We start from the raw sequence: 13235 nt of genomic DNA on the forward strand, positions 1-13235 counted from the left end.
AGCGGGTGCAGAACGACGAAAGCCGCCCGGCGTACGGGCGGCTTTCGGACGGTCCGGATGGGGGCGCGGATCAGGCGGGCACGGTCCTGACCCGCGCGGTGGAGGCGCGCACGACCAGCTCCGGCTCGTAGAGCAGTTCCTCGGCCGCGACCGGCCCGCCCTCCACCTGGCTCACCAGCAGCGTCACGGCGGCGCGCCCGATCGACTCGATAGGCTGCCGGACGGTGGTGAGCGGCGGGTTCACGCAATTCATGAACGCCGAGTCGTCATAGCCCACGACCGAAACATCGTCGGGCACCGCCATGCCGAGCCGCCGCACGGCGCGGATGACCCCGAGCGCGAGGGGGTCGCTGGCGCAGATGACGCCGGTGACGCCGTCGCGGATCAGCCGTCCGGTGACCGCCTGGCCGCCCTCCAGGGAGAACATGCTGCGCCGCACCCACGCGCCGGGCAGGTCGACGCCGGCGCGCTCGGCCGCGGCGCGGGCGGCGGAGAGCTTGCGGTTGGACGGCACGTGGTCCTCCGGCCCGAGGACCATGCCGATGCGCTCGTGGCCGAGCGACAGCAGGTGCGCGAACGCCTGCTCGGCGGCGACGGCGTCGTCCGTCGACGCCTGCGGGAAGCTGAGCTTCTCGCTGGCCGCGTTGACCAGCACGACGGGCAGCCGCACGTCCAGCAGCCGGTGGTAGTGGTCGTGCGGGGCGTCCGCCTCGGCGTACAGCCCGCCCGCGAAGATCACCCCGGACGCCTGCTGCTGCAGCAGCATCTCCACGTAGTCGGCCTCCGACAGGCCGCCCGGCGTCAGCGTACACAGCACCGGCGTGAACCCGCGCTGGGCGAGCGCGCCGCCGACCACCTCGGCCAGCGCGGGGAAGATCGGGTTGCCGAGCTCCGGCAGCACCAGGCCGACCAGCCGGGCCCGCTCGCCGCGCAGCTGGGTCGGGCGCTCGTAGCCCAGCACGTCCAGCGCGGTCAGGACGGCGGCGCGGGTCGCGTCGGAGACGCCCGGCTTGTCGTTCAGGACGCGGCTGACGGTGGCCTCGCTGACCCCGACCTTCTTGGCGACCTCGGCCAGTCGACGTGTCATGCCGCAACTATACGACGTCGGCTTGCAAACCGCTTGCGTTCCTTGCGGACCGGCTACCGCGGTCCGACATGGCCGTGCCCCGGCGCGTGAGGTCGTCACGGCCGGGGCACGGCGAGGCGCCGAAGGAGATCAGGCCCTGGAGACCCGGTTCACCGCGGAGAGCATGGCCTTCAGGGAGGCGGTGACGATGTTGCCGTCGATGCCGACGCCCCACACCGTCGTGCCGTTGACGTCGCACTCGACGTACGCGGCGGCGCGCGCGTCGCCGCCCGCGCTCATCGCGTGCTCGGCGTAGTCCAGCACCCGCACGCCGACCCCGACGGACGAGAGCGCGTCCTCGAACGCCGACACCGGGCCGTTCCCGACGCCCTCGATCTCGCGGATCTCGCCGTCCACCCGGACGTCGCAGCTGAGCACGTCCTTCTCGTCCACGCGGGACGTGGCGCGGTGCGCCAGCAGCCCGACGCGCGGCCCGTTGGCGAGGAACTCCGCCTCGAAGATCTCCCACATCCGCTCGGGCGTGACCTCGCCGCCCTGGTCGTCGGTGTGCTCCTGCACCACCCGGGAGAACTCGATCTGCAGCCGGCGCGGCAGCTCCAGCGAGTGCTCGGTCTTCATGATGTAGGCGACGCCGCCCTTGCCGGACTGGCTGTTGACCCGGATGACGGCCTCGTAGGTGCGGCCGACGTCGTGCGGGTCGATCGGCAGGTACGGGACCTCCCAGCGGTGGTCGTCCACCGGGACCCCGGCGGCCTCGGCGTCGCGCTTGAGGTGGTCGAAGCCCTTGTTGATGGCGTCCTGATGGGAGCCGGAGAAGGCGGTGTAGACCAGGTCGCCGCCGTAGGGGTGCCGCTCGTGCACGGGCAGCTGGTTGCAGTACTCGACCGTCCGGCGGATCTCGTCGATGTCGGAGAAGTCGATCTGCGGGTCGACGCCCTGGGTGAACAGGTTCAGGCCCAGGGTGACCAGGCACACGTTGCCGGTGCGCTCGCCGTTGCCGAACAGGCACCCCTCGATGCGGTCGGCGCCCGCCATGTAGCCGAGCTCGGCGGCGGCGACGGCGGTGCCGCGGTCGTTGTGCGGGTGCAGCGACAGGACGACCGAGTCCCGGTAGGCCAGGTTCCGGTTCATCCACTCGATCTGGTCGGCGTAGATGTTCGGGGTCGCCATCTCCACCGTCGCCGGCAGGTTGACGATGACCTTCCGGTCCGGCGTCGGCTTCCACACGTCGTTGACGGCGTTGCAGACCTCGACCGCGTACTCCAGCTCGGTGCCGGTGAACGACTCCGGCGAGTACTCGAAGTAGATCTCGGTGTCGCCCATGTCCTCGGCGAGCTTGGCGCACAGCTTCGCGCCCTCGACCGCGATGGCGGTGATGCCGTCCTTGTCCTGCCCGAACACCACGCGGCGCTGCAGCGTGCTGGTCGAGTTGTACAGGTGGACGATCGCCTGCTTGGCGCCGCGCACCGCCTCGAAGGTCTTCTCGATCAGCTCGGGGCGGGCCTGCGTCAGGACCTGGATCACGACGTCGTCGGGGATCCGGCCCTCCTCGATGATCTGCCGGACGAAGTCGTAGTCGGTCTGGCTCGCCGCCGGGAAGCCGACCTCGATCTCCTTGTAGCCCATCCGTACCAGCAGCTCGAACATCTTGAGCTTGCGGTGCGCGTCCATCGGGTCGATCAGTGCCTGGTTGCCGTCCCGCAGGTCGACCGCGCACCAGCGGGGCGCCTCGGTGATGACCTTGTCGGGCCAGGTCCGGTCCGTCAGCTTGACCGGGGTGAACGGCCGGTAGCGCTCGAACGGCATGCCGGAAGACTGCTGTCGCGGATACATCCGATGTGATCCCTCTGCTCGAACCTCACGGCCGACGTCCATAACGAAGTCCCGCAGCGAGGGAGCCGACCTTGTTACAGGCCCCCGCTGCGGCCGCTAAGAAGGAGCAGCTCACGCAACACGCCTGCCAACGTAACAGACGACGTCCCAGTTACGGAAACCAACGTCCGCATACTGAGACACCAGGGGCCTCTGCCGTCTCCTCCAACGGCGTCCGGCCCACCGCGCATTCCCGGCCGCCCCGTCACGGGACGAGCACGGACAGGCAGGTCACGCAGCCCTCCAGGGCCTCGAACTCGCTGATGTCGACGCTGGTCACCCGCAGCCCGTCCGCGGCGAACCGCGCGGCCGTGCGCGGCGCGGACGCCGACATCAGCACATGGTCGGGGCCGAGCGGCACCACGTGCGCGCCCGCCGGCTCCGGGACGACCCGGATGAACGGCAGCACCGAGGTGTCCACCATCTCCGGCACCCCGACGAGGCTGCCGTCGGGCAGCGCCGTCATCGCCGACTTCAGGTGCAGGCAGCCCCGCGTGTCGACGGGCACCACCCGCCGCCCGCCCAGCAGGTGGGCGAGCTGGCAGATGCCCTCCTCGTTGGTGCGGGCGCCGCGCCCCACGTACACGGTGTCGCCGACGCGCAGCACGTCCCCGCCGTCCAGGGTGCCCGGCGCCTTGATCCGCTCCACCCGCAGCCCCAGCTCGCGCACCGCCTGCTCGGTGCCGGACGTCTCGCCGCGCCGGCGCGGCTCCCCCGACCTGCCGAGCACCGCCAGGTCGCCGCAGACCACCACCGTGTCCTCGACGAACACCGCGTCCGGATGGTCGTCGGCCGGCGGCACCGCCCGCACCCGCCGCCCGGACGCCCGCAGCGCCGCGACGTACGCCTCGTGCTGCCGCGCGGCGAGCGCCGTGTCGACCGGCCGGCGCCCGATGTGCGTGACGATCCCCTCGGCGAGCCGCGGCCCCGGCGGCCGCACCAGGGCGGTGCCGGGATCGGGCCGGGCATCGGCGGGCCCCATGTCAGCGGGACGCCCCCTCGGTGGTGACGATCACGCCCAGCGCGTACGCGCGGGACATGCCGAGCAGCTCGGCGACGGCGTGCAGCGCCTGCCGCTCCCCCTCGTCGAGCGGGCCGTCCGCCAGCGCGATGCGGACGGCCTCGGCGAGGAACCACTCCTTCGCCTCCACGGCGAGATGGGCACCCGCCCGCTCGACCTCCTGGCCCAGGAACACCGGCGCCACCACCAGGTCGGCGTCGATGGCGTCGTCGTCGTAGTCCGGCTCCCCGTAGCGGGTGACGGTCTCGATCGCGCGGGCGCGGGCCGCGTCGTCCTCCGGCGCGCCCGAGCGCAGCACCAGCGCCGCGGCAGCGCGCATGCCGGCGGGCAGCGCCGCCGCCATCTGCTGCGCGGTCGGCGCCCGCAGCACCGACACCGGGAACCGGCCGCGGCACGAGCGGCACTCCACCGCGTGCCCGAGCCGCCACAGCGGGATCAGCGGCACGAAGAACGGGCTGAACCAGCGCCGCGCGGCCCGCCTCCGGTAGGCGCGGTCGCCACCGCACTGCGGGCAGTGGAACGTGCCTTCGCCGACGGTCCGGAAGACGACCGTCAGCCCGAAAACGAGCAACACCGGGGCTCTCCTCCCAAAACGGACTCCGCTCCAAAGTACCGACCCGGCGCCGCCGCCGTGGCCGTCCCGGCGAACCCGGCCGCTCCGTTTACGCTGGGTCCATGACCGGTGACCTGGGTTCCGACGCCGGCCGCGCGCGGCCGCGGCCGTCCTTCCTGCCGCCCGAGGGGGCGCCGCCGGACGCGGTGCCCGCCGAGCCCGGCCCGCCGCCGGAGCCGCCCGCGCCGCCGCGCCGCGCCGGCTGGGACCTCGCCGTGATCGCCGCCTCCGCCGTCCTGGTGGTGTCGGCGTTCCTGCCGTGGGCGCACGCCCAGACCGTCCTCGACCTGTTCGGCCGGTCCCTCGTCCGCGACCAGGGCAGCGTGGCCGGCATCGACGCCGACAACCTCGTCCTCGCGGTCCCCGTGCTGGCGGTCGTGGCGATCGTGATGGCGTTCTGGAACCTGGTCGCCCGGGACCCGCGGATCGGCGCGCTCGCCGCTGTCCCGGCCGTGCTGTCGCTGGTCACGTGCGGCATCTTCGTGCTGCGGCTCGGCGGCGTGCCCGACCGGATGCCGAACTACGGGCTGAACCTCACCTACCAGGTCAGCCTCCGGTACGGCTGGTTCCTGGCGGTCGCGATGAGCCTGCTGCTGGCCGTCTTCAGCCTCGTCCGCCCCATCTCCGACCGGCTCGCGGGCAGGGGCGGCGAAGGGCAGGAGTACGACGCGCAGCAGTACGCGGCGGCGCAGCAGTACGCGGATCAGCAGCGGTACTGGGCCGAGCAGGGCGCCGCGTGGCCCGAGGAGGCCCAGGCATGGGGCCGGACGCCGCAGGAAGCGCAGGCGTGGGGCCGGAGCCACGAGGAGCCGCAGGCATGGGGCCGGCCTCCGGTGGAAGAGCACGGCACCGCGGAGGCGCAGGGCTCCGAGGAGGCACAGGTCCGTGCTCGCGACGCCGAGGAGCCGCAGTCCGATCAGCGGCCCTCCGGCGGGTCCGTCCGCCCGTCGCCGCAGCCGGAACAGGAGTGAGCGCCGCACCGGTCAGTCGTAGAAGCCCAGCCGCCGCAGCTGCTTCGGGTCGCGCTGCCAGTCCTTGAGCACGCTGACCCGCAGGTCGAGGAAGACCTTCGTGCCGAGCAGCGCCTCGATCTGCCGCCGCGCCGCCGCGCCCACCTCGCGCAGCCGGGCGCCCTTGTGCCCGATGATGATGCCCTTCTGGCTGGGCCGCTCTACGAACAGGTGCGCGTAGACGTCGATCAGGTCGTCGCGGCCCTCGCGCGGGTTCATCTCGTCCACGACGACGGCGATCGAGTGCGGCAGCTCGTCGCGGACGCCCTCCAGCGCCGCCTCGCGGATCAGCTCGCCGATGAGGACCTGCTCGGGCTCGTCGGTGAGGTCGCCCTCCGGGTACAGCGGCATGCCCTCGGGCAGCCGCGAGATCAGCAGGTCGCCGACGAGGCCGACCTGGAAGCCGTCCGCCGCCGAGCACGGCACGATGTCGGCGAACTCGCCGAGCCGCCCCACCGCGAGGAGCTGCTCGGCGACCTGCTCGGGCGCGGCGAGGTCGGTCTTGGTGACGATCGCCACCACCGGCGTCCGCTTCACCGCCGCCAGCTCCCGCGCGATGTACTTGTCGCCGGGGCCGACGGGCTGGTCCGCCGGGACGCAGAACCCGATCACGTCCACCTCGGTCAGCGTGGACCGGACGAGGCTGTCCAGCCGCTCCCCCAGCAGCGTGCGGGGCTTGTGCAGGCCCGGCGTGTCGACCACGACGAGCTGCGCGTCCGGCCGGTGCACGATCCCGCGGATCGCCCGCCGGGTCGTCTGCGGCCGGCTGCTGGTGATCGCCACCTTGGTGCCGACCAGCGCGTTCATCAGGGTCGACTTCCCCACGTTGGGCCGCCCGATGAAGCAGGCGAACCCCGCCCGGTACCCCTCGGGCGCGGCCGCGCCCATCACGTCTCCGCTGCTCGTCACCCCCCAATTGTCGCCCACCCCGGGACCACCCCGGCCCCACCGCCCCGCCCATGCTCCCCGGGGAGTCGCCCCCGCCCGCAACGGCTCGCCCCCGACCACCGGCATGCTCGAATCCCAGCCACCAGCAGGCCCGAACCCCAGCCACCGGCCGGTTCAAGCCCCAGCCACCAGCCGGTCGCCCCCGGCCACCGGCAGGCCCGGCCCCGACCACTGCTGATCCGAGCCCCGAACAAGGCGGCAGGCGGGCAGGTCCGAACCCCAATCACCAGCCGGTTGACCCCCGGCCACCGGCAAGTCCGGCCCCCGACCACCGGCCGGTCCGAACCCCGAACACCGGCCGGTTTGAGCCCGACCACCGGCGATTTTGAGCCCCAGCCGCCGGCACGGGCGGGCACGCGGAGCGAGTGCAGCGAGCGCAGCGGGCCCGCCCGCCGACCGGCAGGCTGTTTCGCCGCGGAGCGCTAGCGGAGCGGCGAAACACCCTGCCGGTCGTGACGGGGGTTCCAGGAGGTCGCCCCCTGGGAAAACACAGAAATCACCCTCCCTGGGTGAGCAATTCCACGACCTCGGCGGCCTTGCGGTCGTGGGCGGTGGCGGTGGCTTCGGGGAGGCCGAGGAAGCGGGCGAGGTCGGCGAGGACCTCGGCCACGGGGCCGATGGTGGCGACGGCGGTGGCGCCGCCGGTGACGTGCCCCTCGTAGGGGAGCAGCGCCTCGTAGGCGCGGGCGGCGAGGTCGGGTTCGCCGAGCGCGATGGCGCGGCGTCCGCGGATCGCCATGACGAGGTCGTAGAAGTAGTCGCGGCGGACGGGTCCGGCGTCGGCCGGGACGGCGCGGCGGGCCTCGTCGGCGCGGCCGGCGGCGGCGAGCGCCAGGGCGTGGATGTCGGCGGTCGCGGCGACGTGCGGCCACTGCTCGCGCAGCCAGCCGGTCTCGGCGACCAGGTCGCCCGCGCGGCCCTGGACGTACCGGAGGCAGAACGCGCCGACGAGCATCATGCCGCGCTCGCTGCTCCAGATGCCGGTCCGGCCGATGGCGCCGCCGACCTGGGTGTAGACGCGTTCGGCCTCGTCGTAGCGGGCGCGGAACGCGTGCGCGAGGCCGCCGTACCACTCGGCGATCATGGCGAGGAGCGGGAGGCCGTACCGGTCGGCGAGGCGGCGGCCCTCGTCCAGGTGGCGGCGGGCGGCGGCGAGGTCGAGGGAGGCGACCTCGGTCTGCTGGAGTTGCAGGTGGGCGAGGACGAGGTAGCCGGGCAGGTCGTGCTCGGTGGCGAGGTGGAGCAGTTCGGTGGCGATGCGGCGGCGGTCGTGCAGGCCGTCGGCGGAGCGGTAGCCGTTGAGGTAGCCGCCGTTGAGCGCGGCGGCGAGCAGGGCGGGATCGCCGAGGCCGCGGGCGGTCTCGACGGCCTCGCGGGCCGCCGCGGCGCCCCGGTCGTCCTGCTCGCCCTCCAGCTCGATCGCCAGGGTCGTCAGGAGGCGGGCGCGGAGGGCGGGGTCGTCGCCAGGCGGGCCGGCCAGGGCGTGCTCGGTCGCGTCGATGACCTCGCGGTCCAGGATCCCGTACTCGCGGCTGGTCCAGAGGGTCGGCACGTCGAAGGCGACGATGAGGCGGGCGAGGAGGCGGACGTCGCCGAGCACGCGGGCGTCGGCGATGGCGCGGCGGCGCCGGTCCCGGGCGTCGACGACCTGCCCGGCCAGCGCGGTGGCGCGGATCGCGGCCGTCTCGGTCTCCAGCCGCTCGCGGGCGGCGCCGTCGCCCAGGGCGCGCAGGGTCTCGGCGGCGCGGACCCACAGGTCGGCGGCGACGCGGTGGGCGTAGCGGGCCTCGGCGGCCTCCGCCGCGAGCCGCGCGTACCGGACGGCCCGGTCGGGCGCCGTGCCGGACTCCAGGTAGTGGTGCGCGATGGCGGCGACCTCGTCGGGGCGGTGCCGTTCGAGGGAGGCGGCGACGCGGCCGTGCAGGCGGGTGCGGCGGGCGCCCGACAGGCCGGTGTAGAGGGTGTCGCGGACGAGGGCGTGCGCGAACCGCAGCCGTCCGGGGGCGGGCTCGGTCACCAGGCCGGCGGCGAGGGCGGACTCGACGGCGTCGATCACGGCGTCCTCGTCGCCGGACAGGTCGGCGAGCACGTCGAGGCGGGCGTCGCGGCCGGCGACGGCGGCGTCCCGCAGGACGGCGCGGGCCGGTTCGGGGAGCCGGGCGATGCGGCGGCGCAGCACGTCGCCGACGCCGGCGGGCACCCGGCGGGTCGCGGAGGGCAGCCCCTCGGCGGCCAGGAGCCGGGCCGTCTCGCGGGTGAAGAACGGGTTCCCGCCGGTCCGTTCGGCGATGGCGGACAGCTCCGTGTCGCCGAGCCGGGTGTCGCAGACCGCGCGGACCAGCGCGGCGACCTCGGCGACCGACAGCCCGGACAGCTCGATCCGGGCTGGTTCCTGCCGGGCCAGCGCGGCGAGCGCGGCGGCGAGCGGGCCGGGGACCTCGGTGTGCCGGAACGTCGCGGCGAGCAGGACGCGGCGGTCGCGGATCCGTCCGGCGAGCCGGGTGAGCAGCGCGAGGGTCTCCTCGTCGGCCCAGTGCAGGTCCTCGACGACGAGCAGGAGCGGCGTGCCGTCGGCGAGCCCGGCGAGGTAGTCGCCGGCGGCGAGGTGCAGGCGGAACCGGCCGGCTCCGGCGTCGGCGTGCCCGGTCTCGCCGCCGTGCCCGGTGGCGGCGTCGTCCAGGAACGGGGCGAGGCGGGCGGCCAGTCCGGCGGGGGGCGGGGCGGTGGCGGCGAGGTCGCGCAGCAGTTCGGCCCAGGGCCAGGCGGCGGGCGCTCCCCCGGTCTCCGGCGCGCGTCCCCACGCGCACGTCCAGCCCCGTCCGGCGAGAAGGCGGGCGAGCCGCTCGCTGAGCGCGGTCTTACCCATGCCGGCGTCGCCGCTGATGAGGACGGTGGTGCCGTGTCCGGCCTCGGCCGCGCGGGCGGCCTCGTCCAGCACGGCCAGTTCCCGTTCCCGTCCGACGAAGGCGGCGCCGGACGGTTCCGCGGGCGCCGCCCGGACCACGGACGGAACGGACCGTTCCACGCCGCCGCCGAGGTCCGGGGCCTGGGCGAGGATGCCGGCCTCAAGGTCGCGCAGAGCCGGGCCGGGATCGACGCCGAGTTCCTCGGTGAGGGCGGCGCGGGCGCGGCGGAGCGCGGCGAGCGCGTCGCCCTGCCGTCCCGTCCGGTAGAGGGCGAGGGCCAGCAGCCGCCACGCCTCCTCGCGCAGCGGGTGGGCGGCGGCGTGCGCCTCCAGGTCCGGGACGGCCTCGGCGGCGGCGCCGAGCGCGAGCATCGCCTCGGCGCGGCGCTCGACGGCGAGGCGGCGCCGCTCGTCCAGCCGGGCGGCCTCCGCGGCGGCCCAGGGCAGCGCGGCGAACTCGGCGTAGGCGGGCCCGCGCCATTCGGCGAGCGCCGCCTCGGCGTCGCGGCGCGCCCCGGACGGGTCGCCCGCCGCCAGCCGCCGCGCGGCCCCGTCGATCAGCGCGTCGAACCGCCAGGCGTCGACGGCGTCGTCCGGCAGCCGCAGGGCGTATCCGGGCGGCTCGGTGACCAGGACGCGCGCGGGCGTGCGGGGCGGGCGGCCGGGTTCGAGGGCGCGCCGCAGGTGCGACACGAACGACTGGAGCCCGGCGGCGGCGTGCGGCGGGGCGGTGCCGGCCCAGAGGTCCTCGACGAGCCGGTCCGCCGGGACCATCCGTCCGTGCGCGGCGGCGAGCCGCGCCAGCACCGAGCGCCGGCGGGGGCCGCCCAGGTCGGCGGGGGCGCCCGCCACGTGCACGGCGAACGCCCCGAGGACGCGGACGGCGGTGGTCATGGCCCGATCAGACTAACCGGGCCGAATCGCCGCCGTCCGCCTACCCGCCCGCTGCGACCGCCGCCCCTGGCGGGGTCAGCGCGCCGCGCTGGGCTCCCGCTCGCGCCCGGCGCTCGCGGGCTCCGCGGCGCCGTGCAAGTCGATCTCCGGCAGGGCGCGGGCGAGCGGCTTCGGCAGCCACCAGTTCGCCCGTCCGAGCAGCGCCATCGCGGCGGGCACCAGCACGAGCCGGACGACCGTCGCGTCCAGCGCGACCGCGACCGCGAGCCCCACCCCCATCTGCTTGATGACCAGGCCGGGGTCGGCGGCGAAGCCGAGGAAGACCGCGACCATGATCAGCGCGGCGCTGCTGATCACCCGGCCTGTGGCGGCCAGCCCGGACGACACCGAGCCGCGCGCGTCGCCGTGCCGCAGCCACTCCTCCCGCACCCGGGACAGCAGGAACACCTCGTAGTCCATCGACACCCCGAACAGCACCGCGAACATCGGCAGCAGGATCAGCGACGACACCGGGACGCCGTGCGGGAGCCCGAGCGGGCCCGCTCCCCAGCCCCACTGGAACACCGCCGTCAGCACGCCGTAGGCGGCGCCGATCGACAGCAGGTTCATCGCGGCCGCCTTCAGCGGCGCGACCAGCGACCGGAAGACGATCATCAGCATCACGAACGAGGTGGCGACGACCGCGCCGATCATCGGCCAGAGCCGGTCCGACAGCGAGCGCGACAGGTCCACGTACGCGGCGGTGAGCCCGGTGATCTCCGCGCCCGGCGGCAGTTCGCGCGCCCGGATCCGGTCGACGACGGCGGGCGCGCGCTCGTCCTGCGGCCCGTACCTCGGCGTGACGACCAGGACGGCGGCGTCCCGCCCCGGAGACACCTGCGGCGGCGTCACGCTCACCACCCCCTCGGTGCGGGCAAGCCGGTCCCGCAGGGCGGGCAGCGTGCCCGCGTCCGTCTTCCGCAGGTCGACGGCGACGATCAGCGGGCCGTTGGCGCCGGGACCGAACCCCTCGGCGACCAGGTCGTACGCCCGCCGGACGGTGTTGGACTCCGGTTCGCTGCTGGCGTCGCTCGGCCAGGTGCGCATCCCGAGCGCGGGCGCCGCCAGCGTGATCATCAGGACCGTCCCGGCGAGCAGCCACGGCCACGGGCGCCGCCCGACGTGCTCCGCCCAGCGCCGCACCCGCGGCGAGTCGGCGTGGACCGTCGCGCCGGCCGCCCGGTCGCGGCGGCGCAGCACCCGGCGTCCGGCCAGGCCCAGCACCGCGGGCAGCAGCGTGACGGCGCTCAGCACGGTGAACGCCACGACGAGGCCGGTCGCGAACCCCATCGTCATGTAGACGGGGTTCCGCGACAGCACCAGCCCGCACAGCGCCAGCAGCACCGTGAACCCCGCGAAGATCACCGACTGCCCGGCGGTCGCGATCGCGCGTCCCGCCGCCTCGGGCACGTCCAAGCCCTCCGCCAGCCCCTCCCGGTGCCGGGTGAGGATGAACAGCGCGTAGTCGATCCCGACGCCCAGCCCCACCATGACCGCCAGCGTGGGCGCGGTCGTCGACACGTCGGTGAACGCGGCGAGCAGCGTGACCCCGGACACGCCGGCGCCGAGCCCGGCCAGCGCCACCGCGAGCGGCAGCCCGGCCGCCACCACCGACCCGAACGCCACGAACAGCACCACCAGCGCGGCCACGATCCCGACGCCCTCGGCGACGCCGCCGGGCGCCGTCACGTTCTCCGGCACCTGCCCGCCGAACTCGACCCGGTACCCGGCCGCGTCCAGGTTCCGCGTCGCCGACCTCAGCCGGTCCACGGTCTCCTTCGGCGCCAGCTCGGTGACCTGCACCGAGTACCGCACGGTGAGCAGCGCGGTCCGCCCGTCCGGGCTCGGCAGCGCCGGATCCACCGCGCTGACGTGCGGGAGCGTGCGGAGCCGCGCTCCCGCGACGGCCAGCGCCCCCAGATCGACCCGGCCGGACCTCCCGTGCACGACCACCCGCGCGTCCGCGCCCGACAGCGCGGGGAACCGCTTCTCCAGCAGGTCCCTCGCCTTCTGCGAGCCGCTTCCGGACTGCGTGTAGTCGTCGTGCAGCGCGCCCCCGGCGACGCCCGCGAGACCGGCCATCGCGCCGACGAGGACCAGCCAGACGACGATGGACCGCCACGGCCGCAAGGCCGCAGCCTTGCCGAGGCGGTAGAGCAGGCGGGACATGGCCTCTCCCCCGAACGGTGTGATCCGACGCCGCCAGGCTGGCCCGCCCCGGTTGCCGCCCGCTTGCCGGTGACTTGCCGTCCGCCCGCAGGCCGTACGCTGTGGTCGTGAGCGAGCTGAACCCCGAGGACGCGAAGATCATCACCCTCGCCCGGTCCGCCCGGGCGCGCGCGGGCGCCGCCGAGGGCGCCGCCGTCCGGGACGAGACGGGCCGCACCTACTCCGCCACGAGCGTGGACCTGCCGTCGCTGAAGCTGTCGGCCCTCAAGGTCGCGGTCGCGATGGCCGTCTCCAGCGGCGCCGAGGACCTCGAGGCCGCCGCGGTCGTCACCGCCGCCGAGACCGCCGACGCCGCCGACGTGGCCGCCGTCCGCGACCTGGGCCCCAAGGCCCCCGTCCTGGTAGCCGCCCCCAACGGCGACCTCCGCACCACCCTCTGACCCCACCCCGACAAGCCAAGCCCGCCCCACAGGCTCGGCAGGGTGAACCACTCCCGCAGGCCGAAGCCCGGCCCGCACCAGGACACCCCGAGCAACACCAGACCGCGCCTCGACGCACCGGCCCGGCGGGTTGGGCCTCAGCCACAGGCCACGGGCAGGCACGCGGAGCGAGCGCCAGCGAGCGCAGCGGGCATGCCCGGCGACGGTCGGGAGGCTGTTTCGCGCGGAGCGCCAGCG

9 protein-coding genes are annotated in these 13235 nt (G+C 75.1%); 2 read left to right on the forward strand and 7 right to left on the reverse strand.

Going from position 1 to position 13235, the window contains the following annotated elements:
- Positions 1–70: 70 nt before the first annotated feature.
- The 4 genes from amrb99_RS12960 to amrb99_RS12975 all read right to left on the reverse strand — a co-directional run bounded on the left by amrb99_RS12960 (position 71) and on the right by amrb99_RS12975 (position 4554).
- Positions 71–1087 carry a LacI family DNA-binding transcriptional regulator gene (locus tag amrb99_RS12960; protein ID WP_190856177.1) on the reverse strand — a complete coding sequence of 339 codons (1017 nt, stop codon included), beginning with the start codon at positions 1085–1087 and terminating at the stop codon, positions 71–73.
- Positions 1088–1216: 129 nt separating this feature from the next.
- On the reverse strand, positions 1217–2920 hold the full coding sequence (gene leuA, locus amrb99_RS12965) for a 2-isopropylmalate synthase (RefSeq protein WP_190856178.1): 1704 nt from the start codon (positions 2918–2920) through the stop codon (positions 1217–1219).
- A gap of 244 nt (positions 2921–3164) precedes the next feature.
- Entirely contained in the window at positions 3165–3941 is a 777-nt protein-coding gene (ddaH, locus tag amrb99_RS12970; RefSeq protein WP_190856179.1) for a dimethylargininase, read from the reverse strand.
- Between the two features lies 1 nt (position 3942).
- Entirely contained in the window at positions 3943–4554 is a 612-nt protein-coding gene (locus amrb99_RS12975) for a TerB family tellurite resistance protein (protein ID WP_190856180.1), read from the reverse strand.
- A 101-nt stretch (positions 4555–4655) separates the two neighbouring features.
- Here amrb99_RS12975 and amrb99_RS12980 point away from each other — a divergent pair, with 101 nt between their 5' ends.
- Positions 4656–5564, forward strand: coding sequence for a hypothetical protein (locus amrb99_RS12980; protein WP_190856181.1), 909 nt, complete (start codon positions 4656–4658; stop codon positions 5562–5564).
- A gap of 12 nt (positions 5565–5576) precedes the next feature.
- Here the strand turns inward: amrb99_RS12980 and era are convergent, their stop codons facing one another.
- The 3 genes from era to amrb99_RS12995 all read right to left on the reverse strand — a co-directional run bounded on the left by era (position 5577) and on the right by amrb99_RS12995 (position 12558).
- Positions 5577–6491, reverse strand: a complete 915-nt coding sequence (gene era, locus amrb99_RS12985; protein WP_190856283.1) for a GTPase Era — start codon at positions 6489–6491, stop codon at positions 5577–5579.
- Between the two features lie 556 nt (positions 6492–7047).
- Complete coding sequence (locus tag amrb99_RS52340) at positions 7048–10350, reverse strand: BTAD domain-containing putative transcriptional regulator (RefSeq protein ID WP_190856182.1); 3303 nt, start codon at positions 10348–10350, stop codon at positions 7048–7050.
- A gap of 75 nt (positions 10351–10425) precedes the next feature.
- A complete protein-coding gene (locus amrb99_RS12995; protein ID WP_190856183.1) occupies positions 10426–12558 on the reverse strand; it encodes an MMPL family transporter in 2133 nt (710 codons plus the stop codon).
- Positions 12559–12665: 107 nt separating this feature from the next.
- Here amrb99_RS12995 and amrb99_RS13000 point away from each other — a divergent pair, with 107 nt between their 5' ends.
- A complete protein-coding gene (locus amrb99_RS13000) occupies positions 12666–12998 on the forward strand; it encodes a cytidine deaminase (RefSeq protein WP_190856184.1) in 333 nt (110 codons plus the stop codon).
- The last annotated feature ends 237 nt before the right edge of the window (positions 12999–13235 follow it).

The organism is Actinomadura sp. RB99 (assembly GCF_014706005.1).
Lineage (GTDB): Bacteria > Actinomycetota > Actinomycetes > Streptosporangiales > Streptosporangiaceae > Spirillospora.

Excerpts from the sequence above, each read along its gene's own strand:
- amrb99_RS12960 (WP_190856177.1), bottom strand. The coding sequence starts at position 1,087 with ATGACACGTCGACTGGCCGAGGTCGCCAAGAAGGTCGGGGTCAGCGAG.
- leuA (WP_190856178.1), bottom strand. The coding sequence starts at position 2,920 with ATGTATCCGCGACAGCAGTCTTCCGGCATGCCGTTCGAGCGCTACCGG.
- ddaH (WP_190856179.1), bottom strand. The coding sequence starts at position 3,941 with ATGGGGCCCGCCGATGCCCGGCCCGATCCCGGCACCGCCCTGGTGCGG.
- amrb99_RS12980 (WP_190856181.1), top strand. The coding sequence starts at position 4,656 with ATGACCGGTGACCTGGGTTCCGACGCCGGCCGCGCGCGGCCGCGGCCG.
- era (WP_190856283.1), bottom strand. The coding sequence starts at position 6,491 with ATGGGCGCGGCCGCGCCCGAGGGGTACCGGGCGGGGTTCGCCTGCTTC.
- amrb99_RS52340 (WP_190856182.1), bottom strand. The coding sequence starts at position 10,350 with ATGACCACCGCCGTCCGCGTCCTCGGGGCGTTCGCCGTGCACGTGGCG.
- amrb99_RS12995 (WP_190856183.1), bottom strand. The coding sequence starts at position 12,558 with ATGTCCCGCCTGCTCTACCGCCTCGGCAAGGCTGCGGCCTTGCGGCCG.